Below are 24,530 nucleotides of genomic sequence, written 5' to 3'. Positions count from 1 at the left end.
GGTGCGCATATCCGCCAACCTTCCCAGTCGCGCTCCCTCCCACCCTCGCGCAAGCTTGGCGCAATAGGGTCGGCGCGTCGTGGCATAGGCTCGCGGCGGGATTCGATCGGAAGCATCAATGGCGATCAGCGAAACCATTTCAGGCGAAGGCACGGCGAACAACAGCGGACGCGACGTCTTCTTTGCCATCGGCATCGTCATCATCCTGGCGGTGCTGTTCCTGCCGATCCCGGCCTTCCTGATCGACGTCGGCCTCGCCTTCTCCATCGCCGTTTCGGTGCTGATCCTGATGGTCGCGCTGTGGATCCAGCGCCCGCTCGATTTCTCGTCGTTCCCGACGATCCTGCTGATCGCCACGATGCTGCGCCTTTCGCTCAACATCGCCACCACGCGCATGATCCTGTCGCATGGCAACGAGGGTACCCACGCCGCCGGCTACGTCATCTCCGGCTTCTCGAACCTAGTCATGTCCGGCGACTTCGTCATCGGCCTGATCGTGTTCCTGATCCTGATCGTGGTCAATTTTATCGTCATCACCAAGGGTGCGACGCGTATCGCCGAAGTCGGTGCGCGTTTTGCCCTCGACGCCATTCCCGGCAAGCAGATGTCGATCGACGCCGATCTGTCGGCCGGCATGATCGACGACAAGACCGCGCAACTGCGCCGCCGCGAACTGGAGGAGGAAAGCTCCTTCTTCGGCTCGATGGACGGTGCCTCGAAATTTGTCCGCGGCGACGCCATCGCCGGCCTCATCATCACCGCCATCAACATCATCGGCGGCATCGCCATCGGCTATTTCCGCCACGACATGGGCATGGGCGAAGCCGCCGACGTGTTCATCAAGCTGTCGGTCGGCGACGGCCTGGTCACCCAGATCCCCGCCCTTATCGTCTCGCTCGCCGCCGGCTTGCTGGTCTCCAAGGGCGGCACCCGCGGTTCGACCAACCAGGCGGTGTTCGGCCAGCTTGGCGCCTATCCACGTGCGCTCTACGTTGCGGCCGGCCTGCTGCTGCTGCTCTCGTTGCTGCCCGGCCTGCCGATGTTCCCGTTCATCACGCTTGCCGCTGCCATGGCAGCGCTGGGTTATGTCATCCCCTTGCGCCACAACCGCCGCGTCGCCGAAGCCGACGCCGAAAAGCAACAGGCCGAAGCCGACAAGGTCGAAGAGGAGAAGAACTCGGTCAAGGCGTCGCTCGCTACCGCCGAGATCGAACTGCTGATCGGCAAGCAGCTGTCGACGCGCCTGCTCGCCACGCATCAGGAACTCGCCTTCCGCATGTCGAAGATGCGCAAGAAGTTCGCCACCCAGTACGGCTTCGTCGTGCCGGAAGTGCGGATGACCGACGACTTCTCGATCCCGCCCAAGAGCTACCAGATCAAGGTCCACGGCACCGTCGTCGCCGAATACCAGATGCGCGTCGGCGAGATCATGGTGCTGCTCGGCGCGCGCGAGCTACCCGACATTCCGGGCGAGGAAGTGCGCGAGCCGGCCTTCGGCATGCGCGCGTTCTCGGTGCTCGATTCCTTCGCCGAAGATCTGAAGCGCGAGCAATTCACCTTCGCCGACAACATGTCGGTGCTGCTCACCCACCTCTCCGAAGTGATCCGCAACAACCTGCCGCAGCTTTTGTCCTACAAGGACATGAAGGCGCTGCTCGAACGCCAGGATCCCGAATACCGCAAGCTCGCCGACGAGATCTGCACCTCGCACATCACCTATCCTGGCCTGCAGGCGGTGCTCAAGCTGTTGCTCGCCGAGCGCGTGTCGATCCGCAATCTCCACCTCATCATCGAGGCCATCGCCGAGATCTCGCCGCATGTCCGCCGCACCGAACAGATCGTCGAGCATGTCCGCATCCGCATGGCGCAGCAGATTTGCGGCGATCTGAGCGAAGGCGGCGTGCTCAAGGTGCTGCGTCTCGGCAATCGGTGGGACCTCGCCTTCCACCAGAGCCTCAAGCGCGACGCCAAGGGCGAAGTGCGCGAGTTCGACATCGATCCGCGCCAGCTCGAGGAGTTCGGCCAGGACGCCTCGAAGGCGATCCGCACCCATCTTGAAACCGGCGAGCGTTTCGTCATCGTCACCGCGCCCGACGCGCGGCCTTATGTCCGCATGATCATCGAAAGGCTGTTCCCGACGCTGCCGGTGCTCAGCCATGTCGAGATCGCCAAGGGCGTCGAACTGCGCGTGCTCGGTACCGTCTCATGAATGCCGCCGCGCAAGGCATGGTCCTTGCGGCGTTCCTCGCCTTCTGTCGTATCGGCAGCTGCTTCATGCTGATGCCCGGCATCTCGAGCGTGCGCGTGCCCATGCATGTCAGGCTGTTCGTCGCGGTCGCCGCCACCGGCGGCCTGTTGGTCCATCTCTGGGACCAGATCTTTCCCTTCGTCGACGCCCGCCCCGGTGTGCTGATGCCGATGATCGCGTCCGAACTCTTGATTGGCGGCCTGATCGGTCTGATGGCCAGGCTCTACATTCTGGCGTTGATGTTCATGGGCTCGGCGATCGCCATGCTGATCGGCTTCGGCGGCGTCGGTGGCCATGCCATCGAAGAAAATGAGCCGCAGGCAGCCCTTGCTTCGATCATCTCGATCTCGGCGCTGATTTTGCTGTTCACCTTCAATTTTCACCATGAGATCGTCCGCGCTCTTGTCGCCTCCTACCAGGTCGCGCCGGTCAACATGTTCTTCAATCCGCAGGCGGCCCTTGTCGACGTCACCGACACCTTGTCGGAGAGCTTCATGGTCGTGCTCAGGCTTGGCAGTCCGTTCGTCGCCTATGCCATCCTGATCAACCTGACGATCGGCTTCGTCAACAAGCTGACGCCGCAGATCCCGGTCTACTTCATCTCGCTGCCCTTCGTCGTCGCCGGCGGGCTGATCCTGATCTATTTCGGCATCGCCACCATGCTCAGCCTGTTCGCCGACGGCTTCGTCGACATCACCGTGGGGAGATAAGATGGCTTCACGCAGGGATCGTCTGAAAAAACTGGTGGTCGTGCAGGAACAGCTCAAGGCGCTGCACGAAACCCGCCATGCCGGCTTTGTCGCCAATGCCATTGCCGCTGAAGCCGAGGCGCAAGAGTTGTCGGACAGCTTCGACAGCAACGACGGCATCTCGCAGCTGTTCCCCGAACTCTACCATCGCCGCATCAAGGCGGCGATCGACAAGAAGCAGCTCAATCTCGGGCTGGCCAATGTCGAGGTCGGCAAGATCGCCACCGCCACCGCCCGCACCAACATGGTCGAGCGCGCCTACCGCGACGTCCGCCGCCAGGACGAGCGCGACAGCGCCGACCGCGAACGTCTCGAAATCATCGAAAGAAAGTCGGCTGACGACAAGTAAGGTTGCCGCAAGCTTGACCCGCCACAATCAGCAGTATCGTAACCCCGGAAAGGCGAGCCAGATTTGGCCATCTCCCCACCCAGCGACATCATTCTGGACGTTGCCAAGGCCGTCGAGCCGGCCGGTATCCAGGCTGCGCGCACGGCACTCGCCAACCGGACGGCCAACACAGGTACGGCAGGCGCCTTCTCCCTGACCGAGGCCGAGGTTACCGGCGGCATCGCGCGCCAGCCCGACAAGACGGCACCCGACGCCTCGATGAAGAAGTTCGAGGCGATGGTGCTGCAGACCTTCATCGGCAACATGATGCCGAAGAACACTGAGAGCGTGTACGGCAAGGGCATGGCCGGCGACATGTGGAAGTCGATGATGGCCGAGCATCTCGCCAACCAGACGGCTGAAGCCGGCGGCATCGGCATCGCCAGGACCGTGATGCGCGACCACTACATCAAGGACGATAAGGCGGTGCCGGTAAGCGGCGTCTCCGGCGGCCCCGAAAAGGCTGCACTCGACGAACAAATGAGCCAGGCGACTGCGCTCATCCAGGAATTGCAGCGGAAGATGGTGAAGTCGCTTGGAAGTGACGATGCCGCCTCCGTCACTGACACAAAATCCTAGAGGATAAGATATGTCGGATCTCTCCGAATACAGGCTGAACCTTCCAGCGCCGGCCGATTTCATCGACACTGCGGCCCGTCCGGGCAACGTCGCGGCCATCATCAGCCGCATCGAAGACGCGGTCGAAGAAGAAACCGCCGCGATCCGCACCGACATCCATTTCGACATCAAGGCGTCGAACGCGCGCAAGAGCCGTTATCTCTATGAACTGACCCGCGCCACCAAGGGGTTGGTCGAAGGCGAATTCCCCGCAGAGCTCAAGGTCGGCGTCGAACGCCTGCGCGACAAGCTCGTCGCCAATGAGCGCGCGATCCTCGCCCATCTCAGCGCCGTCAGCGAAGTCGCCTCCTTGCTCAGGGACGCCATCCAGCGCTCCGAGGCGGACGGCACATATTCGGCCAACGAATTCGGGTGGGCGCGGTGATCAAGTTCATCGCGGCGGCGCTGTGGATTGTCGCCGTGACCCTCGGCGCGGTGTTCTATTCATTCCAGGCCGCCGCCAACCTGCCGGCATCCGAGGAGCAGAAGCCGCTGCTCGGCGGTCTCGATTACGTCAAGACCGACGTCATTTCGGTGCCGCTGCTCAAGGGCGAGCGCGTGCACGGCTATTTCCTCGTGCGCCTGGTCTACACGGTCGAGCCCAAGGAAGTCGCCAAGATGTCGGTGCCGATGGACTCCCTGCTCGTCGACCAGGTCTATTCATATCTCTACGGCAATCCGCAGATCGACTTCACCGAATACGAGAAGCTCGATCTCGACGGCTTTCGCAACGGCATTCGCGACAGCATCAACGGCCGCGTCGGTTCGAAGCTGATCCACGAAGTGATGGTCGAACAGATCGACTTCCTGACCCCTGATGACGTCCGTGACAACGCGGTGCGCCAGCGTGAATCGGCCGCCACCGCAGCGGCGGCGGAAGCCGCAAAGCCAGCGGAAGCATCCCCGGCCAAGGCCCACTGAGACGGCAGCCAGCCAGCCCGGCTGCCTCGGTCGCCAGTTCAAGCGACAAGCGCTCGCCAATTCAACGTTGACGTAAACGTAAGATGCCGGTTATAGGCAATACAGTCCTGTGACATTGGCCGGCTCGACCGGATTGGTCCGGGGAGGCCGGGCGCAAAGCGCCTTTCAGGAACAGACCAGGAGAGAGCCATGAGCATTCAGGCAATCGCAGACAAGATCAAGGCAAAGGTGGAGAGCGCCGGCTTCGACCGCTCGATCAAGTTCGACACAGGCGGCGACGGCGTCATCGTCATCGACGGCGCAACCCTTTCGACCACCGACGGACCGGCCGACTGCACCATCAAGCTGTCGCTCGACGATCTCGAGTCGCTGATCGCCGGCGACCTCAACCCGACGATGGCGTTCATGACCGGCAAGATCAAGGTCGAGGGCGACATGTCGGTGGCGATGAGCCTGAGCCAGCTGCTCTAAGCCCCCGACGCAAAATCATCCAAAAGAAGGGCCCGGCGTCACAACCGGGCCTTTTTGCATGCGAATTCTGCTCGCCTTGGTTGAAAGCGCAATGCAGCGGCAATGGTCGGGGTCCACATCCCCCACAGGGACGTTTCGCGATGTGGAGCTTCATATGAACCGAACCCGATTGGCCGCCTTGGCTGCGACCCTGTGCGTGGTCATCCTCGCCGGCTGCGTCGACGACCGATATGGACCTCGCGAATGGGATGGTCCCAGGCATGGGCCGCGCAGTTGGGATGGCCCGCGAAACGGACCACGCAATTGGGATGGGCCGCGCGACTATCCCCGCCATGGTCCGCCGCCACGTCCGCGCGGCGAACCGCTCGATTGCAGGGGTGGACCGGCAACGACGCCGTCGCCCGATTGCATCGATCGTCCGAGACCACGCCACTTCGCCGACGACTGAACGAGAAGGCCGGGTTCACCCGGCCTTTTTCATGTCGGCTTCGCCGGCCGCCGCAGCGGGTCGGCCTCTGCCGCGTAATGCCGCCACAACATTTGGAGCCCAAATCGTCCCGGTCAATGATTCGACCCGGAGTGTCATGTGAAGCGAAATCGACTGATTGCCTTGGCAGCGGCCCTGTGTGCGGTCATCCTCGCCGGCTGCGTGGATGATCGTTACGGCCCACCGCGTTGGGACGACACACGCTATCCACCGCGCCATGGCGGGGACTATCCGCGCTATCATCCGCGTCCGCCGGTGCCGCCCATGCCACCGCGTCCACCCCGTGCGCCGCGACCGCCTTTTTCCGAACCGGTCTTCTGCACCCAGGATTATGGCCGACCGCGGCATCCCGATTGTTACGACCGGCGGCGGCCACGTCATGGCGAGGACAGATATTACAGCACCGGACAGTGATCGAAGGCGCCATGCCTCTTCAGGGGCATGGCGCCTTCGCGGCAATCCCTCAGGTCGCAATCCCTCAGGCCAATGTGGAGTTGAAGGTGAGAAGAAACCGCCTCGCAGCAGCGGTGACGATATTCGCCTGCGCGGCCATGCTGTCTGGCTGCGGCATGCTGGTATCGACGCTCGGATTGGATGCCTCGCAGGCCACCGAACAGCAGCGGCCTTCGAGGTTGCCACTGGCGCAGCAACCCTCGATCGCTTGCGTCAAGGACCGGACGCCATCACCAACCTGTTTTCCGGCCGCTCCAAGCCGCATGTCGGCTTGGAAATAAGTGGTGTTGGGGACCGCCTCTGGCAGCCGATCAGGCTGCCAGACGGGCCCGCTCAGTCCTAAGCCTGCGACCCGCGGCCTTGAGTACGCCCTTGGCGCCGTCAAGCGCACCCGCCACCAGTTCAAGCGCAAGGAAACGGTCGCGCTCGTAGGGTCCGGGCATCGACAGCGAACCCGTCTTCGCGGCCGAGAAGCCGAACCGCGCGTAATAGGGCGCATCGCCGACAAGGAGCACGACGCGATGGCCGAGCCGGCCAGCCTCGGCGATTGCCTGGCGCATCAACGCCGAGCCGATGCCTGCGCTCTTCAACGATGGGTCGACGGCCAGCGGGCCGAGCAGCAATGCCGCCGGACCGCCCTCCCCCAGGCGCACATCCCACAGCCGCACGGTGCCGACGACCGCGCCCTCGGCATCGCGCGCGATCAGCGCCAGGCCCTCGGACGGGCGACGGCCGCGCCGCAGCTTCTCCGACGACTTCTTGCGCCGCTTCGGCCCCATGGCACGATCAAGCAGCATCTCGCGCGCCGCAGCGTCGGCGAAAGTTTCAGCCACAATGATGACGTCGGGCGAGGTGGTGGTTTCTTTTTCGATATGCATGTCCGCGATCCTTCACGAGCGGATAACTGTTCCACAAGCGAGCCCGTGCGGGCGCCGATGCGCCCGCGCCGGGATGATCTGATCGGCTCTCAGCGCATTTTCAGGCGAAGTGGATACCGGTTCGCCGTTCGAAAATGCGCCGAAATGAGCGCCGTCAGATCACGTAGGATCGGAGAGGCTCAAAGCCGTTGAAGGCGACCGAAGAATAGGTCGTCGTGTAGGCGCCGGTGCCCTCGATCAGCACCTCGTCGCCGATGGTCAGCGACAGGGGCAGCGGGTACGGCGTCTTTTCGTACATGACGTCGGCCGAGTCGCAGGTCGGGCCGGCGAGCACGCAAGGCGACTTCTCGTCTGCGTCACGCGCGGTCACGATCGGGTAGCGGATCGCCTCGTCCATCGTCTCGGCGAGACCGCCGAACTTGCCGATGTCGAGGAACACCCAGCGCACATTGTCGTTGTCGGCCTTCTTGGAGATCAGCACGACTTCCGACTTGATGACACCGGCGTTGCCGACCATGCCCCGGCCCGGCTCGATGATCGTCTCCGGGATGTTGTTGCCGAAGTGCTTGGACAGCGCGTCGAAGATCGCCTGGCCATAGGCCTGGGCTGCCGGCACGTCACGCAGGTAGCGCGTCGGGAAACCACCGCCCATGTTGACCATGCCAAGCGTGATGCCTTCTTCGGCGAGCTTGGCGAACACCTTCTTGGCGTCGGCCAGCGCGCGGTCCCAGGCCGTGAGATCGGTCTGCTGCGAGCCGACGTGGAACGACACGCCATAGGCGTCGAGGCCAAGCGACTTGGCCAGGCGCAGCACGTCGACGGCCATGTCAGGCACGCAGCCGAACTTGCGCGACAGCGGCCACTCGGCACCTTCGCCATCGGTCAGGACACGGCAGAACACGCGAGCGCCAGGGGCGGCACGCGCGACCTTCTCGACCTCTTCGACGCTGTCGACGGCAAACAGGCGAATGCCGAGTTCGAAGGCGCGCGCGATGTCGCGCTCCTTCTTGATGGTGTTGCCGAAGGAGATGCGCTCGGCCGGCGCGCCGGCATCCATGGCCATCTCGATTTCGGCAACCGAAGCGGTGTCGAAGGACGAGCCCATGCCAGCAAGCAGGCGCAGGATCTCCGGTGCCGGGTTTGCCTTCACGGCGTAGTAGACCTTGGACTCCGGCAGAGCCTTTTCGAAGGCGCGGAAATTGTCGCGCACGACATCGAGGTCGACGACGAGGCAAGGGCCGGACGGACGTCGGGTGGCGAGGAAGTCGAGGATGCGCTGAGTGGCCATAGGTCTCTCCATCGCGCGGTCCTGCCGCGCAAAATCATCAAGCTGCGGGACGGCCGTTCCCGGCCGCAGAATCCCGCGGTGGACAAAGACATGACCGCTATTTGATGGAACCAGCCTGTGGAGACCCTGGAACCATAAATGCGCTTCACGCGGCGATGAACCTAAGCCAGCCCGGCTTCGGTTCGCTTTGTCTGCCTTGGCTTGGAAATGGGAAGACCCGTTCCGCACTGCCGGCAATGAAGGTGTGCCTCTTCAGTAACCCCGGCTTTTGGACAGCCGGAAGAGAACCAGAAAGGCCCGCACCGTCGTTGCTTCAAGGTGTCCTCGATTTTGCGGTTGGCCGCTAAATCGACTGGAGGGGTTAGCTCCAGTTACCTTACCGATTTCCTCGCCATTCGAGGGATCGGCGGACACCCACAGGCACGTGCGACTTTGGGCAAGGGCGGATATATGGCTCGCGACCGTCACAATCAATTAAAATCTCATAGCGGGTTGAAAAAATTCAAACGTCGAACAATGCTGGAGATATCGTAACAGGTTTCGAACGATGACTGGCACGTCCGGCCCCTTCAACGCATTTCTCGACCTGCCGCAAATACCTGTTTTCAATGCGGAAACCGGCCCCTTGGCGGGGCTTGGGCTGGCGGTCAAGGACATCTACGATGTCGCCGGCTACCCCACCGGCTGCGGCAACCTGCAAAAGGCGGCCAGCGCCCTTCCGGCCGCCAAAACAGCCACCTCGATACAAGTCCTGCTCGATGCCGGCGTGCGATTCGTCGGCAAGACCCAGACCGACGAACTCGCTTTCTCGCTGATGGGGCAAAACGCGCATTTTCCCCACCCGATAAATCCCGCCGCACCTGACCGCGTCACTGGCGGCTCGTCATCGGGTTCGGCGGCAGCGGTGGCTGGAAAGCTTGCCGACATCGCGATAGGCTCCGACACCGGCGGTTCGATCCGCGCGCCGGCGAGCTTTTGCGGCCTGATCGGCCTGCGCACGACCCACGGGTTGATTTCCCTCGACGGCACGATGAAGCTCGCGCCCAGCCTCGATACCTTCGGCTGGTTCGCCAGGGATATCGATGTTTACCAAACGGTGGCGCAGTTGCTGATCGGCGAAGACGCCTATCGCGGCCAACTCACCAGGCCGCTGGCGCTCGACTGGCTCGACCAACTGCCGACCGGTCCTGGCGAAGTCGCCGAATACCAGCGGATGCGGCGGCAGGCAGAGGCGGCCATTGGCCCAGTCGCCGATGCGGCCCCCCTCTCCTTTGCGCCCGACGAACTCTACTGGTGCTTCCGCAAGATCCAGGCCTTTGAGGCCTGGCAGCAGCATGGCGCATGGATCTCGTCTGGCGATCGCGGCCTCGGGCCGGGTGTCAAGGAGCGCTTCGAATTCGGCGCCATCATTTCCGCGGCGGACTATGCCGCGGAGATCGAAAAACGCGACGCGTTTCGCCAGGAGCTCGGCGCGCTGCTCGGGGCGGACGGCATTCTGGTCCTGCCGACGGTACCAGGAGCCGCACCCCTGGCCAACGGTACGCATGACGAGCTTCTCGCCTATCGCGAGCGCGCCCTGATGCTGCTGTGCCTGTCCGGCCTGTCGGGCTTCCCCCAGATCACGCTGCCCATCGGCACCGCCGACGACGCACCATTCGGGCTCTCGCTGCTCGGCCCCGCCGGCAGCGACCTAGCGCTGGTCGAGATGGGACGCAAAATCCTGCAAGCGAAATCCTGAAGTTAAGGACCAGGTTCGGAACCGACACGAGGTGTCGGAGACTTCGACCTGCGGCGATGGCGAAGTCACGATTGTTTAGGCAATCGTCGCTAGCCTGCGTGGATGCGCCAATATCTTCGACCAATACTTGTGTTCATCTTGATGGCCACGCTGGTGGCACAGACGCTCACGCGCTTCCTTGACGGCTTGCCGGGCGGTACCGCCTCAAACGGTGTCCAGGGCATCAATGCGTTCCTTGATTTCGTGCTGGTGTCGCGGATCGGCGTCGTGCCGTCGGCGGCAGTGCTCGCTATCTTGACGATCGTCTTCCCGGTGCTGGCCTATCGCCGGCAGCAGCGCGAACCGGAGTCGGCCGTGCAAGCCGTTCCCCAGGAACGTGTCGCCAGGGCCGTCAGACCTCCCGTGCAGGCGCCACCGCCGGAACGTATCGCCAAGGCTCTGGGAAGGCCCGCCCCCAAGGCGAAGGATCGCCCGTTGACCGACCCTGAGCGCCAGCTCCTGCTCAACCTTCTGGACGGCATGGCCAGCCAGCTTGTGCACAATCAGAAGCTTGTGGATGCCCAAGGCACCGAGCCTGTCGTTGTCAGGCTGGCGCCGCAGATTCCGTCGCGTGACGTCGAGCATCCCAGGAGCTGGCTCGGCGGCGCACCGGCGATGGCCGAGCATATCCCCTGGCCCGAGATCGACGGTCGCAACGCCAACTTCCTCGCCCAGATCTGCTGCGCCGATCTGCCTGACGACCTGTGGGGCGGACACGGTCCGCGCGATGGCTGGCTCGCGATCTTCATCCATCCGACCGACTACGCGGTGCAGGTGCTGCATCTCAGCGAAATGGGGCCGTGGCGACAGGGACCCGAAGACCTCGACATAGATGGCTGGTCCATCACCTTGCCCTACGCGAAGTCGCGGCTGAAGCCGATCAGGACCTGGCCGCGCTGGCCCGTCGACCTCGTTTCAGTGCGACCGGGCGAACCCGATCCCCGACTGGAGGGGCGGAGCGAGGCCACACACGACATCTACAAGCAAAGTTTTGACCTGGCGTCGCCGGAACACCGCCCCTTCGATCGCAGCACGACACTCGAAATGCTCGAGATTGCCGAGGCGCGTCTCGTCGAGTGGCTGGCCAAGGACATGATCACGCCGCTCCGGCAGCAGCTTGAACAGGCATCGGACAGGCTCGTCGCCGCGGAAGCCGCGCCGGAACCGCCCAGCTATCTCGCCGAGCTGCGCGAACGTGCTGCCACCTTGCCGGTCCTGATCGAAGCGAGGACGAAGGGGCTTCCGATGTTCGAAGCCGCCCTGGCCCAGGTGCGGAAGCTGGCCGAACGGATCAGGGCAACATCGGACCAGACGCCACTTTCGCAAGATGAGATCGCCGCGATCATGGTCGAACTCGGCAAGTGCGAGATCATCTATCCGCGGGAGCAGCAGGCGCCGCTGACCGTTCACAACGGGGAAGGATCCTTGTGGGTCTGGGATTTCGAGTGCCTCCGGCTCGACAGGGCGCGGCACGCATACTCGAAATCGCCCGATGCCCTACCTCCGGCAATGCGTGGCTATTCGAGCCCATCTGGCAGGATCAAGCCGCGCATGAAATGGCTGGCATGGGGCACGTGCCGTTCGGATACGTGCACGAATTCGACCTCGACAGCGACGTGACGCTGCTCGAACTGCCCACCAGCAACCTGATGGGCTGGATGTTCGGCGACGTCGACAATCTGGTGCTGACCATCAGGAAACAAGACCTTGCCGCCGGCAGGTTCGACGATCTCAGGGTCCAGGTCTCGAACTAAACCGGCAGCGCCGCCCGACGTGCTTCGCGCCATAGCCCTTGACCCCTTGGTGTGAACAATCCTAGCGTCGTTGTAGCCAATTATTGAACGAGACCGCAGGTACCATGGACACTCTGACCCGCATGCGCGCCTTCATCGACGTCGTCGAAGCTGAAGGCTTTTCGGCTGCCGCGCGCAAGATCGGCCGTTCGAAGGCGCTGTTGTCCAAATATGTCCGCGAGCTCGAGGACGAACTCGGCGCGTTGTTGCTCAACCGAACGACAAGGCAATTTTCGCTGACCGAGGCCGGCCATACCTACTACAGGCGCGCCTCCGAGATCATCCGCGAGGTCGACAGCCTGGCCGATGCGGTGCGCGAGTCGTCTGGCGACGTGCGCGGCCGCGTCAAGCTGTCTGCGCCGCGCACTTTCGCCGACGCGCCCATCGGCCAGTCGCTGATCGACTTCGCCAAGGAACACCCCGACATCGTGCTCGAAATCCATCTCGATGATCGTTTCGTTGATCTGGTCGAAGAGGGTTTCGACCTCGCCATCCGCATTTCGCGACTGGAAAACTCGTCCTTGATCGCGCGCCGGCTGGCGCCGTTCGGGATCAGGGTCTGCGCCTCACCGGAACTGATCGAAAAGCACGGCATACCAAAGCGCCCGACAGACCTCGGCGGCTTGCCCTGCATCATCGACACTAACGGTCGCTACCTCTCGAACTGGCCATTCGCCGGCGACACCGGCGATGCGATGACAGTGTCGGTATCAGGGCCGATGGAGGTCAACAGTCCGATGGCGGCGCGTGCGGCCGCGGTCGCAGGGCTCGGCTTCGCCATGTTGCCGGATTTCATCGCCGCCCCCGAAATTGAGGCCGGCCGACTCGTGCCGGTGCTCGATGATCGCCTGCTCAGCGGCGCCGGCATCTTCGCCGTCTACCCGCATCGCCGCTATCTGCCGGCGAAAATCCGTGTCTTCGTCGATTTCCTGGTGCAGTGGTTCAAGACAAATCCTTGCAACCATCCGACATAATTGGCCGACACGTCCCACTTTTGCCCTGTTTCTGATAACCTTCGGGGTGACCGAAGCGCCGGGACCGCCAGTGTAATGATTCTGAAAACGTCAACGACGATGCTGGCCACAGCCGCAGCGACATTGCTGGCGATGACCGTGCCGGCGAGCGTCCATCCGCACGTCTTTGCCGAGGCCCGGCTCGACGTCGTGCTCACGCCCGACAGGACAGTGAAGTCGCTCAGGCACCTGTGGCGTTTCGACGATCTGTTTTCCAGCACAGTGCTGATGGAGTTCGACAAGAATTCCGACCTCAAGCTCGACGACACCGAGCTGGCGGAGGTGTCCAAGACGGTGTTCGAGTCGATCGGCGAGTACAATTATTTCCAGGTCGTGACCGTCGACGGCAAGGATATCGCGATGAAGCCGCCGGCCAATCTGGTCGCCAATTTCGAGGATCAGCAGCTCATCATCCTGTTCGAGACCGAGCCGAGGGAGCCGTTGAAGCTCACCGGCAAGATCGATTTCGGTGTCTATGACCCGACCTTCTATACGGCGATCGACTTCACCGAGGACTCCAATCTCACCGTCGCCGACCTGCCCGCAACCTGCACGAAACAGGTCATCCGCCCCGATCCGGACGAAGCGATCGCGCAGAACCAGTCCAAGTTGACCGACGCGTTCTTCAACGATCCGTCAGGCACCGACATGAGCAAGATTTTTGCCACGCGCCTGGAATTGAACTGCCAAGCCAAGGGGTGATGCAGTGAAGAAGACGACCATCCGCGTGATCTTCGCGCTTTTGGCGCTGAGCTACGTGCTCAGCCATTTCGCGGTGCGGGCCCATGCCCAGAGCTCGCTTGGCATCGGCACCAACGAGGCGATGGTGCCCTCGACCGGCCTGTTCTCCGAGTTGCTCAACTGGATCAACGTCCACCAGCAGCAGTTCTACCGTTCGCTGACCGGCTCGCTGAAGGCGATGCGCGACGGCCAGAGCGGCGGTGTATGGCTTCTGGTTGGCTTGTCCTTCGCCTACGGCATCTTGCACGCCGCCGGTCCCGGCCACGGCAAGGCGGTGATCTCGTCCTACATGCTCGCCAACGAAGTGGCCCTGCGCCGCGGCATCATGCTGTCTTTCGTCTCGGCCTTTCTTCAGGGCGCCACCGCGGTCGTGCTGATGACGCTTGTCTTCCTCGTCTTGCGCGGCACCTCGGTGTCGATGACCAATGCGACGTGGTTCCTGGAAACGGTGAGCTATGCGCTGATCGCCGCTTTCGGCGCCTGGCTGCTGTGGAAGAAGCTCAAGCCGATGGCGTTCGGCCTTGCCGGCGCAGCGCCCGTGCACAGCCTGTCGGCCGCCCACGTGCATGCGCACGACCATGACCACGCCACGTGCGGCCATGACCACTCTCACGATCACCACGGTCACAACCACGCGCATCACGACCATGGGCACAGCCATCACGGCCATTCCCACAACGATCACGCTGCAGGCGAAGTCTGCCCGACCTGCGGCCACTCGCATGCGCCCGACCCGAAGATGCTCGAAGGCAAGCATTTCGACTGGCGCACGGCCTGGTCGGCGGTCGCCGCCGTCGGCATCCGCCCCTGCTCCGGTGCGCTGATCGTGCTCAGCTTTGCCTTCCTCAACGGCCTGTGGGCCGGCGGCATCCTGTCGGTCTTCGCCATGGCGCTGGGAACGGCAATCACCGTGTCGACACTCGCGGTACTCGCCGTGACGGCCAAGAACTGGGCTGTCGCCATTGCCGGAGACGGCCGCGCCGGCAACCGCGTCCACAATGTCATCGAGATCGGTGGCGCGGCACTCGTCATGCTGCTTGGCCTGGCATTGCTGGCCGCCAGCCTGAACGCCTAGCGGATCGACGGCGAAGAACCCTCCACCGCGTTCAGGTGCCACGCTGTCTAGTCATGAACTTGATGCCCATGACTAGACAGCTCGCAAGCGCTCCAGGAATATAGAAGCCGGGCCAACGGCCTTTACGCGCGTGCTTGCGAATGGGCCTCCCAAGGAGCCGGCCATGAGGAACGATACCGATTATCTGCGTCTTGCCGTGGCGATCGCCACCGAGAGCCGTGCCAGTGGCAATCATCCCTTCGGGGCGCTTCTGGTCGGGCCGGAGGGCGACGTGCTTCTTTCCTCTGGTAACACCTACGCACGCGATCGCGGCATTGGCCACGCAGAGGCAAACGTGGCCCGCGCGGCCGCGCAGCAATACGACCCGGCCTTTCTCGAGCGATGCACGCTGGTGACCTCGGTCGAGCCGTGCTGCATGTGCGCCGGAGCCTGTTACTGGGCTGGCATCGGCACCGTGGTCTACGGCCTGAGCGAAAAGCGGCTGGCCGAGCTGACCGGAGACAACCCGGAAAATCTGACCCTCGATCTGAGCTGTCAGCAAGTGTTCGCCGCTGGACGGCGCCATGTAGCGATCCGTGGTCCGTTCCCTGAACTCGAAGAAGAGATCGTCAACGACCACAAGGATTTCTGGTAACTGAGGGCCATGCGGTCCGAGACAATTGCTTCCAGATCCATTCGGCCTCAGCCGACACATTCATCCCACTAGTCTGGCCACCAGACGGGCTCGCGGCCACGCCACTCGGGCCTGCAACGACGCCGACCTGCTATCTTGGCTGCGCGCAAAAGAAATCCGCCCTGGAGTTGCGGCTGCCAGGGCGGAGTTGGTTGAACCACGTCCTGCGTGGCGTTGAGTGCTTACATCGTGGTCTTCTTGGTCGTGACGGGCGCAGCAGAGTGCTTCTTGTGCTTCTTGACCTTCTTGTGATGCACCGGCTTCTTGCTCGCGACCTTCTTCACCAGCGGAGTGGCCGCCTTGGTCGTCGTCGTCGCGGCTGCGGCGGGTGCTGCCGTGTAACCGGCGGCATTGGCGGCGCTGGCGGTCAGGACCGGGGCCGAGAAGGCCATGGCGACGGTCATTCCGAGAGCGGTCAGCAGGGTCTTGTTGACGTTCATGATCAGTTTCCTTTGCACAAGTGCATTGTTGAGGGGCCTTGTTTGAGCTCGCCGATCAGGGTTCGATCGGTTGCACTCCAAGCATCTTCAATGCTGTCGCATAGGCGCGGATGCCCTGGGCCTGCTGGTTGCCGGCACAGAATTTCATCGCCTTTTTCTGAAGAGCTTTCGCTTCGGCGGCCCGTTTCGCCTCGGCGTGTTCAGTGATCTCGTCGGTGAATTGCTGCTGCAGCCTGTTGCAGCGATCGATCCTCGTAACTGTTCCCTTCGCCTGCGGCTGGGTACTGGCTGCGCCAATTGAAAAAGCAGCGAGCAGGACGATCATCGAACTGGTCACTAACTTTCGCATATCGGTTCCAGCACCCGTGGTTGAAGCAGCACGGTTGTTATCGCGGACCGACTTGTCGGGTTTCTTTCCGGTTTGCAGTGTTTTGTTTCTGGATTGTAACTGCCGCCTCAGGCGCTCAAGTTCTCGTGTTTTCTGGTCAAAACCTTAGTTTGACCTCATTTCGCCAAGGTCCGCGCCGATCCCCTTCGAAGCGACCCGAGGTGCGAAAAAAGTGAAAACCGATGCCCATGTCCTGATCGTCGACGACGACAAGGAAATCCGCGACCTGCTCCAGGAATTCTTCGTCAAGCACGGCATGCGCGTTTCGGGCGCGCGCGACGACGACGAGATGCAGGCAGCCCTGCGCCGCGCCCCTGTCGACCTGATCATCCTCGACGTCATGCTGCCCGGCAAAAGCGGTCTCGACATCTGCCGCGACCTGCGCACGCACTCCAGGATTCCGATCATCATGCTGACGGCGGTCACCGAGACCATCGACCGCGTCGTTGGGCTGGAGATGGGCGCCGACGACTACGTGCCCAAACCCTTCGACCCGCGCGAGCTGCTGGCCCGGGCGCGCGCCGTGTTGCGCCGGCCGAGCGCTGCCGGAACGGCGCACCGGCCGGTGCCGCAGGTCTACAAATTTGCCGGCTGGACGCTCGATGTCGCCCGCCGCAAGCTGCTTAGGCCGGACGATATCAGGGTCGAGCTGACGACCGCCGAGTTCAACCTGCTGCACACGCTGGCGCGCAGCGCCCAGCGCGTGCTGAGCCGCGAGCAGCTCGTCGAACTGTCCAACCAGAACGGCGACTACAGCTATGACCGCAGCGTCGATATCCTGGTGAGTCGTCTGCGCCGCAAGATGGAGGACAATCCGCGCGCGCCGAAGCTGGTGCTGACGGTGCGCGGCGGCGGCTATCAGTTCGTGCCAGAGGTTGTTGCCGAATGAGATGGCTCCTGCCACGGTCGCTGCCGGCCTGGGTGCTGTTGATCGTCATCGCCGGGCTGCTTTCCATTCAGGTCTCGACGCTCTCCATCGTCTCGCGCGAGCGCGTCGCCTCCAACAACATCCTCGACCTGTTTCGCCTCAACGACCGGGCGCTGTCGCTGGCGAAGCTGATGTATGCGGAACAGCCGTTTGACCGCACCCGCATCGCCGCCGGCCTGTCGGTGGCGCCGCATGTGCTGACCACCTCTGACGTACCTGCCGTAAGCTCGGTCATTCCGGCAGATGACGAGATGGCCGAACTCGAAGACATCATCGTCGGCCGTCTGTCGAAATACGGCGTTCAGGAAGCCCGGGTGCGCCGCGAAATGCCAAAGGCAAGGCCGAGCCAGAATTCGGCGGAACCCGACCAGAGCGTGGGCAGCGTCGAACGCGAGCTGCTCGACCTGTCATCCGACATCACCAACAGCGACACGCTCGTGGCATCGATCGAGTTCAAGGACGGCCAGTGGCTCAACTTCACCATGCAGGCGACACCGCCCAGTCCCGTTCTCAACAGCGATAGCTTGCCGCTCTACGGTTCGGTCGCAGCCCTGGTGGTGGCGCTTTCGATCTGGTCGCTGCGCCGGCTGACAGCACCATATCGCGCGCTCGAAAGTGCCGTCCGGCGCATCGGCGAAGACCTGAAAAGTCCGCCTTTGGATGAACGCGGCAGCAGCGAATACAAATCCGCAGCAAGGGCGGTAAACACCATGCAGGCGCGCTTGCGGGAGTATGTCGAAGACCGCGAACTGCTCGCCGCCGCCCTGGCGCACGACCTCAGGACACCGCTGACGCGCATTCGCCTGCGTCTCGAACTGCTGCGCAATTCGCCGCTGCGTACTGCGCTGATGCACAACCTAGCCGACATCGAGGCGATCTCGGCTTCGGTGCTCGACTTCGCCACCTACGAGGCCAAGGACGAGGCCTCGGAAAGGATCGACTTCTGGTCGCTTGTCGATTCGATCGCCGACGGCAATCCGCACGTCGTCTTCGACGGCGCCCGCCATCATGCCCGCGACCTGGTCTGCCATGGCCAGGCGATCGCGCTGCGCCGATGCGTGACCAATCTCGTCGACAATGCGGTGAAGTATGGCGGCAAGGCCCGCCTGGCCTTGTCGCAGAACGACGGATACCTGCTGCTCGCCATCGACGATTCCGGGCCGGGAATTCCCGAGGCAAAGATGGAAACGATCTTCCGGCCGTTTATCCGCATCGAAGGTTCGCGCAACCGGCAGACCGGCGGCTTTGGCCTAGGGCTGACGATCGCCCGCAACATTGCCCGCCGCTTTGGCGGCGACGTTACGCTCAAGAACCGCAGCGGCGGCGGTTTGCGTGCCGAGCTTAAGATACCGCTGGCCGAAACGACGAAAGCCGCTGTGGCCAAATAGCCAAATCAGGTCAGTTGCCGTTCCTGCGCTGGTTGCGTCCGCGCAGCCAGAACACGCCGAAGAAGGCGAGCACGAAAAGCACCGCGACAACGCCGGCAGCGACAGTCGAATAATTGCCGACGGCCAGCATGACCTTCGGCAGGAAGAACGCCGCCACGCCGAAGATGATCATGATCCATGCGGCAGCGACGGCGGCATGGCGGGTCTTGGTGTCCATCGGCGAGGCCCCAGATTGCGGTTGCGTCCGGACGGTGCCCGGTGCAGCTGTGCTTCATAGCGTTCGTTGGCGCATCAGCCAACGCACCAGCGCCGGTTCCTTTGTCGCATGCGCGATCCAACCGGCGCCCGTAGCAGCCATCAGCCCGTTGGCCTAGGCACCAAATTCGGCGCGGAAATCCTCAAGCTTGCGCTTCTGCTGGCCTGCCGCATCGAAATTGGACGGATCGAGCCAGGCCTCATAGGCCTGCTCTAGCGCCGGCCACTCCTTGTCAATGATCGAGTACCAGGCCGTGTCGCGGTTCTCGCCCTTGGTCACCATGTGCTGGCGGAAGATGCCCTCGAACTTGAAGCCGAAGCGCTCGGCCGCGCGCTTGGAGGGGATCGTTGCGGTTGTTGCACTTCCACTCGTAGCGGCGATAGCCGAGTTCGAAGATGTAGCGTGCAAACAGGAACTGCGCCTCGGTCGCCGCCGGTTTGCGCGAGACGATGTCGCTCCAGTAGATGTTGCCGATCTCGATGACGCCGAAATTCGGGTCGATACGCATCAAGGTCTGGCGCCCGGCCATCTTGCCAGTCGCCTTGTCGATGACAACGAAAAACAGCGGATCTTCGCTCGCCGCCGATTTGTCGAGCCAGGGCTGGAAGTCGGCGCGGGTCTGCGGCTTGTTGTCGAACAGCCAGCGAAACCGGCCTTCGGCATCCTGCGCGGTCGCCATTTCGTACAGGCGTTCGCCGTGCTTTGCCACGTCGAGCGGTTCGAGCCGGACATAGCGTCCGTCGAGGTTGATGCGCTCGGGGCGCGGCCGCGGCTGCCAGCCCTGCAGGTTCTCGGACAAGGACGTCTCCAATTCGTTTGACATGGTCGCCTCTAGTCTCGCAAAAATCTCATACCCGCGACAGAACCAGACGGATAGCCGGAATGCTCCACACGATTGCCGCCTTCGATCGCCTCGGCGAAGAAAATGCCTTCGCCGTATTGGCACGCGCCACGGCCCTGCTCCACGAGGGGCGCGATATCGTCAATCTGGGCATCGGCCAACCCGACTTCCGTACGCCTGAACATATCGTCGACGCCGCCATCAAGGCACTGCGCGACGGCCACCACGGCTACACCCCGGCCAACGGCCTGCTGGCGACGCGCGAGGCGGTGGTGCGGCGCACGCTTGCGACAACCGGCGTCGAGGTCTCGCCGGAAAACATCATGATCATGCCGGGCGGCAAGCCGACGATGTTCGCCGCGATCCTGATGTTCGGCGAACCTGGCGCCGAGATCCTCTATCCAGACCCGGGTTTTCCGATCTACCGCTCGATGATCGAGTTCACCGGGGCAACGCCGGTGCCGGTGCCGATGCGCGAAGCCAACGGCTTTGCCTTTTCGGCAGAAGAGACGCTGTCGCTGATCACGCCAAGGACACGCCTCCTGATCCTCAATTCGCCAGCCAACCCCACTGGCGGGGTAACGCCGCGCGTCGAGATCGCCAAGCTGGTCAAGGGGCTCGAAGCCCATCCGCATGTCGCCATCATGTCGGACGAGATCTACGACGTCATGACCTATGACGGCGAAAGCCACACCTCGCTGCTGACCTTTCCGGAAATCCGCGACCGGCTGATCATCCTCAATGGCTGGTCCAAGACCTGGGCGATGACCGGCTGGCGCATGGGCTGGTCGATCTGGCCGAACGCAGCGGAAACCGGCCAGCTTTACGACAAGGTGCGCAAGCTCGCAGTCAATTGCTGGTCCTGTGTCAACGCGCCGAGCCAGTTTGCCGGCATCGCCGCCATTGACGGCCCCCAGGACGACGTCGACAAGATGATGCGCGCCTTCGACAACAGGCGCAGGATCGTCGTCGAAGGGTTGAACGCGATCCCTGGTGTTTCCTGCATCACGCCCAAGGGCGCCTTCTATGCCTTCCCGAACATCACCCAGACCGGCTGGAAGGCGAAGAAGTTGGCCTCGGCCCTGCTGGAGGAAGCCGGCGTCGCCCTGATCGGCGGACCGGATTTCGGCATTCTCGGCGAAGGCTACATCAGGCTGTCCTACGCCAACTCGGAAGAGAACATCCTGCGTGCCCTGGAACGCATCGAGGCGTTCCTGGCAAAGACCTGATACGCCCGCGAACGTGCTATTCGGCCGGCGAGGTGCTGGTCGATACCGCCATGCCCGGCCGGTAAGGCGTCAGCGTCGGGATAATCATCGGGACGTGGCGGGCGTAGTCGTCGTATTCGTGGAACGTCGCGCGAAGGATTTGCTCCTCGTTGAGCATGCGCCGATACTGCAATGCGCACCACAAAACGAAGAGCAGAGCTGACCAGATCGACCAGCCGGCGATCACGGCCCCAAGCGTAGTGACAGCTTCAGCAGCATAAAGCGGATGCCGGACAATTGCGTAGGGTCCCTGGATCACCAGTTGTCGGGCCGCGGCCATGATCGAAAACGACCGGCCAAGATAGATCACGCACCAGATCGACAAGACCGTGCCTGCAACCATCAGGCACGCGGCGAAAACCCGCAAGCCGGTCCCGGGGGTGCCAGTCGGCAAGACGACGAGAAACATCAGGCAGAACGTGCCGGCAATGGCAGTCAGGCGTGGTTCGATGCCTGATGACACGTTCTTCGGTGCATGCCGGACCACGGTGAGGAACACCACCAGCGCCAGGAAGATCAGACCCGATACGCGCGATGCGAGCACGAACTGCCAGAGGTCGATCTGGTCCCGCAACTGGACCGTTGCGGCGATGGACCCCGCCTGCATGATCGCCAGATAGAGGAATGTCGCAATCATCAGGCCCTTGCCGGCCAAGTCTTCCAGGCGACTGGTCATTTCTGGCTTTCCCCGATTGCAGAAGGCAGGCCGGCACCGTCGAGCGGCTTTGTGGCCGTGAACGGGTAAGTTAGTTGCTCGTGATAGACGTTGGGAACAGGATCGTCGGTGCCATACTTCGCAGGCATGCGGTCGGGCATATACAGCGTGCCGCCAATCGCATCGAGGAACGGCAACTGGGCGGCGAAATTCTTGTCATAGGCCTGGCGCTCATTGGCATGGTGCCAGTGATGGAACTTCGGCGACGCGAAAATCCACTTGAACGGGCCAAAGCCGATGCGCGTATTCGAATGGATCAGCACCGACTGCCACTGGTAGATCACCACATAGACAGCGATGGCAGCGGGCGAAAAGCCGAGTGCGAAAATCGGCAGGTAGGATGCGGATTTGGTCAGTATCTGGTCGACCGGATGGACCCGGTGGGCGGCAAGCCAGTCCATTTCCTCGATGCTGTGATGCACGGCGTGAAACCGCCACAGGAACGGCACGGCGTGGAAGGCGCGATGGGCGAGGTAGAAGCCGACGTCAGCGAGAACGATCACCTCGATGGCCTGCAGCCAGACAGGCTGGCTGCGAATGGCGGCCCCCACGCGCTCAGGCATGAACATGCCGATGCCGACCATCAATGTGCCCACCAGGGCCAGCAGGCCCATCTTGATCAGAATGCCATTGAACAGGAGGTAGAAGGCATCGTTGAGCCAATGGCGGCGCAACGTCTTCTGCTCGTGATGATGCGGAAGCAGTTGCTCAAGCGGGATGAAAATGAGGGCGACGATGAGAAGCGCCTTCAGATCGATCAAATCGCTCAATTGCATGCCAAAACCCGCCTTCCAGAGGCCACCTCGACGCGTAAGCATCGTTGTGTACTACTTGTGGGTTAACGGCTGTTTGCTACCGGCAGGGACAATTGCGAGATTGTCTCGGTCTCACCCGCGCCCGACATAAGGCATCTTGGTCGCCATGACCGTCATGAACAGCACATTGGCGTCGAGCGGCAGGCCGGCCATGTAGACAACGGCCTCGGCGACGCGCGCGACATCCATCACGGCTTCAGCTGAAATCGAGCCGTCGGCCTGCTGGACCCCGACGGTCATCGGCACGGCCATCTCGGTCAGTGCATTGCCGATGTCGATCTGGCCGCAGGCGATGTCGAAGGGTCGACCGTCAAGCGCTAGCGTCTTGGTCAGGCCGGTGATGGCGTGCTTGGTGGCGGTGTAGGGCACGGAGCCCGGGCGTGGCGCATGCGCCGAGACCGAGCCATTGTTGATGATGCGGCCGCCCATCGGATCCTGCCTGCGCATGGCGGCAAAGGCGGCTCGCGAACACAGGAACGTGCCGGTGAGATTGACCGAAACGACATCGTTCCAGGCCTCGACCGGGATCTCGTCGATGGTGGACGCCTTGTAGCCCATGCCGGCATTGTTGAAGAGCAGGTCGACCCGGCCGAACGCCTCGGTGATGGTCTCGAACATATCGTCGACCTGATCGGGCTTGGTCACGTCGCAGACGATGGCCAGCGCGCTGGCGTCGGTCCTGCCCGCGTCGCGGATCGCCTCATCCAGCGAATGCTTGCCGCGGCCGCAGAACACCGTGTTCCAACCGTCCTGGAGCAATGCGGTCGCCACCGCCTTGCCGATGCCCTTGCCGGCGCCGGTGACCACCGCGACCCTGTTGCTTGCCATGATGAAGCTTCTCCCTGCGCATGACCAATCGCCGGCGGCAGATCATTGGTAGCGTCGGCAGTCTAGTGCATGGCTGCTCAAATCGGAATCGAAATAGGGCAGTAAAGCCGGCCCGGCTTTAGTTCCCGGAAGCTGCGAGGGAAGACACACAAGGGGGAGACACACAAAAAGGGCGGTCATTGGCGACCGCCCAGTTTTTGATCGAACCGTGCTTGGGAGGAGGAGAGCCGATCCGAGTAAGAAAATGATGCGCTTGGGCGGTTAACAAATCCTTAACGCGAAAAGCCGCCTTTTAGACGCTTCCAGGCCACCTCCCCGCAAGCTTTTACCAGCGCGGATTGACCGACGGCGCGGCGGACGCCTCGACCGGAACCTTGACACTCGACACAGTCGCCTCGACATGATCGATAAGTGCGTCCGGCAGCTGAAGCCGACCGGCGAGCAGGTCGAGATAACCGCGCTCGGCGCGGGTGTCGGGATCGATCGCCAGGCGCGAGGCGGTGTAGAGCTCGACCTTCTGCGCTTCGGTCTGGGCGGCCGCGACGATCGAGTCGAGATCGAGCGGCGAATTGAGTTCTTCCATCAGGAACTGCTCGGCATCAGAGCCGATGCCCGACAGGCTGAGCCGGTCGCCGATCTTCTTGCGTTCTTCGTCGTCGATATGGCCATCGGCCTTGGCGGCGGCAATCATCGCGCGGATCAGCGTCAGTGCGAACTCGGTCTCGCCCTGGGGCGCCTGCGAGGGATGGAAAGAGTTGTCGGCCGGCGGCGGCAGAAGCTGCGGCTCGGCGTTGGGGGCAGCCGCAGTCTGCTCAGGGGCATTGCCGGCCTTGTAGTTCTGGTAGGCCTTGTAGGCGAGGCCACCGATGGCGGCGAGGCCACCGACCTTCAGTGCCGTGCCGGCGACCTGACGGCCGGCACCGGTGCCAAGCAGCACGGCAACCAGCGCGCCGGCAGCGAGCGGATTGTCCTTGGCGAGTTGCGTCGCCTGCCCGGCCTTGTCGCGCACGGTGGAGCCGGTACCTGGGATCTTGGAGCCGAGGAGATCGTCGAGCAGCTTCTTGGGGTCGAACATGGATGCCTCCGGTTA

27 protein-coding genes and 1 pseudogene are annotated in these 24,530 nt (G+C 62.9%); 17 read left to right on the top strand and 11 right to left on the bottom strand.

Features of this window, described 5'->3' with window-relative positions:
• Nucleotides 1-118: 118 nt before the first annotated feature.
• The 7 genes from flhA (at nucleotide 119) to ACHMW7_RS11125 (ending at nucleotide 5,395) form a co-directional block, all read left to right on the top strand.
• Nucleotides 119-2,209 carry a flagellar biosynthesis protein FlhA gene (flhA, locus tag ACHMW7_RS11155; RefSeq protein WP_395450302.1) on the top strand — a complete coding sequence of 697 codons (2,091 nt, stop codon included), beginning with the start codon at nucleotides 119-121 and terminating at the stop codon, nucleotides 2,207-2,209.
• Entirely contained in the window at nucleotides 2,206-2,958 is a 753-nt protein-coding gene (gene fliR / locus ACHMW7_RS11150; RefSeq protein WP_395450301.1) for a flagellar biosynthetic protein FliR, read from the top strand. Before flhA ends, fliR begins: the two co-directional genes overlap by 4 nt.
• A gap of 1 nt (nucleotide 2,959) precedes the next feature.
• Nucleotides 2,960-3,346, top strand: coding sequence for a hypothetical protein (locus ACHMW7_RS11145; protein WP_395450300.1), 387 nt, complete (start codon nucleotides 2,960-2,962; stop codon nucleotides 3,344-3,346).
• A 63-nt stretch (nucleotides 3,347-3,409) separates the two neighbouring features.
• Complete coding sequence (locus ACHMW7_RS11140; RefSeq protein ID WP_395450299.1) at nucleotides 3,410-3,964, top strand: rod-binding protein; 555 nt, start codon at nucleotides 3,410-3,412, stop codon at nucleotides 3,962-3,964.
• Between the two features lie 10 nt (nucleotides 3,965-3,974).
• On the top strand, nucleotides 3,975-4,388 hold the full coding sequence (locus tag ACHMW7_RS11135; protein WP_395450298.1) for a hypothetical protein: 414 nt from the start codon (nucleotides 3,975-3,977) through the stop codon (nucleotides 4,386-4,388).
• The gene (locus tag ACHMW7_RS11130) at nucleotides 4,385-4,924 is read left to right on the top strand and encodes a hypothetical protein (RefSeq protein ID WP_395450297.1); all 540 of its coding nucleotides are present in this window, start codon (nucleotides 4,385-4,387) and stop codon (nucleotides 4,922-4,924) included. Before ACHMW7_RS11135 ends, ACHMW7_RS11130 begins: the two co-directional genes overlap by 4 nt.
• 189 nt (nucleotides 4,925-5,113) lie before the next feature.
• Entirely contained in the window at nucleotides 5,114-5,395 is a 282-nt protein-coding gene (locus ACHMW7_RS11125) for an SCP2 sterol-binding domain-containing protein (RefSeq protein WP_214392633.1), read from the top strand.
• A 965-nt stretch (nucleotides 5,396-6,360) separates the two neighbouring features.
• Here ACHMW7_RS11125 and ACHMW7_RS11120 read toward each other — a convergent pair.
• The 3 genes from ACHMW7_RS11120 to odc2 all read right to left on the bottom strand — a co-directional run bounded on the left by ACHMW7_RS11120 (nucleotide 6,361) and on the right by odc2 (nucleotide 8,501).
• On the bottom strand, nucleotides 6,361-6,552 hold the full coding sequence (locus ACHMW7_RS11120) for a hypothetical protein (RefSeq protein WP_395450296.1): 192 nt from the start codon (nucleotides 6,550-6,552) through the stop codon (nucleotides 6,361-6,363).
• A gap of 94 nt (nucleotides 6,553-6,646) precedes the next feature.
• Nucleotides 6,647-7,213: a GNAT family N-acetyltransferase gene (locus tag ACHMW7_RS11115; protein ID WP_395450295.1), complete on the bottom strand. Its 567-nt coding sequence runs from the start codon at nucleotides 7,211-7,213 to the stop codon at nucleotides 6,647-6,649.
• Between the two features lie 154 nt (nucleotides 7,214-7,367).
• Complete coding sequence (odc2, locus tag ACHMW7_RS11110; protein WP_395450294.1) at nucleotides 7,368-8,501, bottom strand: ornithine/lysine decarboxylase; 1,134 nt, start codon at nucleotides 8,499-8,501, stop codon at nucleotides 7,368-7,370.
• Nucleotides 8,502-9,048: 547 nt separating this feature from the next.
• On the opposite strand from odc2, the gene ACHMW7_RS11105 reads away from it, so the two are divergent.
• From ACHMW7_RS11105 to ACHMW7_RS11075, 7 genes are all read left to right on the top strand, one after another.
• Nucleotides 9,049-10,239, top strand: a complete 1,191-nt coding sequence (locus ACHMW7_RS11105; RefSeq protein ID WP_395450293.1) for an amidase — start codon at nucleotides 9,049-9,051, stop codon at nucleotides 10,237-10,239.
• Nucleotides 10,240-10,392: 153 nt separating this feature from the next.
• Complete coding sequence (locus tag ACHMW7_RS11100) at nucleotides 10,393-11,898, top strand: DUF1963 domain-containing protein (RefSeq protein WP_395450292.1); 1,506 nt, start codon at nucleotides 10,393-10,395, stop codon at nucleotides 11,896-11,898.
• The gene (locus ACHMW7_RS11095) at nucleotides 11,868-12,032 is read left to right on the top strand and encodes a DUF1963 domain-containing protein (protein WP_395450291.1); all 165 of its coding nucleotides are present in this window, start codon (nucleotides 11,868-11,870) and stop codon (nucleotides 12,030-12,032) included. Before ACHMW7_RS11100 ends, ACHMW7_RS11095 begins: the two co-directional genes overlap by 31 nt.
• A gap of 104 nt (nucleotides 12,033-12,136) precedes the next feature.
• Nucleotides 12,137-13,045, top strand: coding sequence for a LysR family transcriptional regulator (locus ACHMW7_RS11090; RefSeq protein ID WP_395450290.1), 909 nt, complete (start codon nucleotides 12,137-12,139; stop codon nucleotides 13,043-13,045).
• 75 nt (nucleotides 13,046-13,120) lie between these two features.
• Complete coding sequence (locus tag ACHMW7_RS11085; RefSeq protein WP_395450289.1) at nucleotides 13,121-13,786, top strand: DUF1007 family protein; 666 nt, start codon at nucleotides 13,121-13,123, stop codon at nucleotides 13,784-13,786.
• Between the two features lie 4 nt (nucleotides 13,787-13,790).
• Nucleotides 13,791-14,900 carry a nickel/cobalt transporter gene (locus ACHMW7_RS11080; protein WP_395450288.1) on the top strand — a complete coding sequence of 370 codons (1,110 nt, stop codon included), beginning with the start codon at nucleotides 13,791-13,793 and terminating at the stop codon, nucleotides 14,898-14,900.
• Between the two features lie 163 nt (nucleotides 14,901-15,063).
• A complete protein-coding gene (locus ACHMW7_RS11075) occupies nucleotides 15,064-15,534 on the top strand; it encodes a nucleoside deaminase (protein ID WP_395450287.1) in 471 nt (156 codons plus the stop codon).
• Nucleotides 15,535-15,755: 221 nt separating this feature from the next.
• On the opposite strand, the gene ACHMW7_RS11070 is transcribed toward ACHMW7_RS11075, so the two are convergent.
• Together ACHMW7_RS11070 and ACHMW7_RS11065 are read right to left on the bottom strand one after the other, a co-directional pair.
• Nucleotides 15,756-16,013 (bottom strand): hypothetical protein, encoded by a 258-nt coding sequence (locus ACHMW7_RS11070; protein ID WP_395450286.1) that lies wholly within the window; start codon nucleotides 16,011-16,013, stop codon nucleotides 15,756-15,758.
• 55 nt (nucleotides 16,014-16,068) lie between these two features.
• Nucleotides 16,069-16,338 carry a hypothetical protein gene (locus tag ACHMW7_RS11065; protein ID WP_395450285.1) on the bottom strand — a complete coding sequence of 90 codons (270 nt, stop codon included), beginning with the start codon at nucleotides 16,336-16,338 and terminating at the stop codon, nucleotides 16,069-16,071.
• A 235-nt stretch (nucleotides 16,339-16,573) separates the two neighbouring features.
• Here ACHMW7_RS11065 and ACHMW7_RS11060 point away from each other — a divergent pair, with 235 nt between their 5' ends.
• Nucleotides 16,574-17,290, top strand: a complete 717-nt coding sequence (locus ACHMW7_RS11060) for a response regulator (RefSeq protein WP_395450284.1) — start codon at nucleotides 16,574-16,576, stop codon at nucleotides 17,288-17,290.
• Complete coding sequence (locus ACHMW7_RS11055; RefSeq protein WP_395450283.1) at nucleotides 17,287-18,717, top strand: ATP-binding protein; 1,431 nt, start codon at nucleotides 17,287-17,289, stop codon at nucleotides 18,715-18,717. Before ACHMW7_RS11060 ends, ACHMW7_RS11055 begins: the two co-directional genes overlap by 4 nt.
• Before the next feature lie 10 nt (nucleotides 18,718-18,727).
• Here ACHMW7_RS11055 and ACHMW7_RS11050 read toward each other — a convergent pair whose 3' ends face one another.
• Together ACHMW7_RS11050 and ACHMW7_RS11045 are read right to left on the bottom strand one after the other, a co-directional pair.
• On the bottom strand, nucleotides 18,728-18,934 hold the full coding sequence (locus tag ACHMW7_RS11050) for a hypothetical protein (RefSeq protein ID WP_395450282.1): 207 nt from the start codon (nucleotides 18,932-18,934) through the stop codon (nucleotides 18,728-18,730).
• A 153-nt stretch (nucleotides 18,935-19,087) separates the two neighbouring features.
• A pseudogene (locus ACHMW7_RS11045) lies at nucleotides 19,088-19,796 on the bottom strand (GNAT family N-acetyltransferase).
• Between the two features lie 59 nt (nucleotides 19,797-19,855).
• On the opposite strand from ACHMW7_RS11045, the gene ACHMW7_RS11040 reads away from it, so the two are divergent.
• Nucleotides 19,856-21,043, top strand: coding sequence for a pyridoxal phosphate-dependent aminotransferase (locus ACHMW7_RS11040; protein ID WP_395450281.1), 1,188 nt, complete (start codon nucleotides 19,856-19,858; stop codon nucleotides 21,041-21,043).
• Between the two features lie 16 nt (nucleotides 21,044-21,059).
• Here ACHMW7_RS11040 and ACHMW7_RS11035 read toward each other — a convergent pair whose 3' ends face one another.
• From ACHMW7_RS11035 to ACHMW7_RS11020, 4 genes are all read right to left on the bottom strand, one after another.
• The gene (locus ACHMW7_RS11035; RefSeq protein ID WP_395450280.1) at nucleotides 21,060-21,737 is read right to left on the bottom strand and encodes a methyltransferase family protein; all 678 of its coding nucleotides are present in this window, start codon (nucleotides 21,735-21,737) and stop codon (nucleotides 21,060-21,062) included.
• 17 nt (nucleotides 21,738-21,754) lie between these two features.
• On the bottom strand, nucleotides 21,755-22,573 hold the full coding sequence (locus tag ACHMW7_RS11030; RefSeq protein WP_395450279.1) for a sterol desaturase family protein: 819 nt from the start codon (nucleotides 22,571-22,573) through the stop codon (nucleotides 21,755-21,757).
• Between the two features lie 111 nt (nucleotides 22,574-22,684).
• Nucleotides 22,685-23,440 (bottom strand): SDR family oxidoreductase, encoded by a 756-nt coding sequence (locus tag ACHMW7_RS11025; RefSeq protein ID WP_395450278.1) that lies wholly within the window; start codon nucleotides 23,438-23,440, stop codon nucleotides 22,685-22,687.
• A 325-nt stretch (nucleotides 23,441-23,765) separates the two neighbouring features.
• A complete protein-coding gene (locus ACHMW7_RS11020) occupies nucleotides 23,766-24,515 on the bottom strand; it encodes a tellurite resistance TerB family protein (protein WP_395450277.1) in 750 nt (249 codons plus the stop codon).
• Nucleotides 24,516-24,530 lie beyond the last annotated feature (15 nt).

Origin of the sequence: Aminobacter sp. UC22_36 (assembly GCF_044056035.1) — a bacterium.
Classification (GTDB): Bacteria; Pseudomonadota; Alphaproteobacteria; order Rhizobiales; family Rhizobiaceae; genus Aminobacter.
This window is presented reverse-complemented; position numbering and strand designations above follow the sequence as displayed.

What these genes read in the sequence shown, in the direction of transcription:
- flhA (WP_395450302.1), top strand. Translation starts at nt 119, where the DNA reads ATGGCGATCAGCGAAACCATTTCAGGCGAAGGCACGGCGAACAACAGC.
- fliR (WP_395450301.1), top strand. Translation starts at nt 2,206, where the DNA reads ATGAATGCCGCCGCGCAAGGCATGGTCCTTGCGGCGTTCCTCGCCTTC.
- ACHMW7_RS11145 (WP_395450300.1), top strand. Translation starts at nt 2,960, where the DNA reads ATGGCTTCACGCAGGGATCGTCTGAAAAAACTGGTGGTCGTGCAGGAA.
- ACHMW7_RS11135 (WP_395450298.1), top strand. Translation starts at nt 3,975, where the DNA reads ATGTCGGATCTCTCCGAATACAGGCTGAACCTTCCAGCGCCGGCCGAT.
- ACHMW7_RS11125 (WP_214392633.1), top strand. Translation starts at nt 5,114, where the DNA reads ATGAGCATTCAGGCAATCGCAGACAAGATCAAGGCAAAGGTGGAGAGC.
- ACHMW7_RS11115 (WP_395450295.1), bottom strand. Translation starts at nt 7,213, where the DNA reads ATGCATATCGAAAAAGAAACCACCACCTCGCCCGACGTCATCATTGTG.
- odc2 (WP_395450294.1), bottom strand. Translation starts at nt 8,501, where the DNA reads ATGGCCACTCAGCGCATCCTCGACTTCCTCGCCACCCGACGTCCGTCC.
- ACHMW7_RS11105 (WP_395450293.1), top strand. Translation starts at nt 9,049, where the DNA reads ATGACTGGCACGTCCGGCCCCTTCAACGCATTTCTCGACCTGCCGCAA.
- ACHMW7_RS11090 (WP_395450290.1), top strand. Translation starts at nt 12,137, where the DNA reads ATGGACACTCTGACCCGCATGCGCGCCTTCATCGACGTCGTCGAAGCT.
- ACHMW7_RS11085 (WP_395450289.1), top strand. Translation starts at nt 13,121, where the DNA reads ATGATTCTGAAAACGTCAACGACGATGCTGGCCACAGCCGCAGCGACA.
- ACHMW7_RS11075 (WP_395450287.1), top strand. Translation starts at nt 15,064, where the DNA reads ATGAGGAACGATACCGATTATCTGCGTCTTGCCGTGGCGATCGCCACC.
- ACHMW7_RS11070 (WP_395450286.1), bottom strand. Translation starts at nt 16,013, where the DNA reads ATGAACGTCAACAAGACCCTGCTGACCGCTCTCGGAATGACCGTCGCC.
- ACHMW7_RS11065 (WP_395450285.1), bottom strand. Translation starts at nt 16,338, where the DNA reads ATGATCGTCCTGCTCGCTGCTTTTTCAATTGGCGCAGCCAGTACCCAG.
- ACHMW7_RS11055 (WP_395450283.1), top strand. Translation starts at nt 17,287, where the DNA reads ATGAGATGGCTCCTGCCACGGTCGCTGCCGGCCTGGGTGCTGTTGATC.
- ACHMW7_RS11050 (WP_395450282.1), bottom strand. Translation starts at nt 18,934, where the DNA reads ATGGACACCAAGACCCGCCATGCCGCCGTCGCTGCCGCATGGATCATG.
- ACHMW7_RS11040 (WP_395450281.1), top strand. Translation starts at nt 19,856, where the DNA reads ATGCTCCACACGATTGCCGCCTTCGATCGCCTCGGCGAAGAAAATGCC.
- ACHMW7_RS11030 (WP_395450279.1), bottom strand. Translation starts at nt 22,573, where the DNA reads ATGCAATTGAGCGATTTGATCGATCTGAAGGCGCTTCTCATCGTCGCC.
- ACHMW7_RS11025 (WP_395450278.1), bottom strand. Translation starts at nt 23,440, where the DNA reads ATGGCAAGCAACAGGGTCGCGGTGGTCACCGGCGCCGGCAAGGGCATC.
- ACHMW7_RS11020 (WP_395450277.1), bottom strand. Translation starts at nt 24,515, where the DNA reads ATGTTCGACCCCAAGAAGCTGCTCGACGATCTCCTCGGCTCCAAGATC.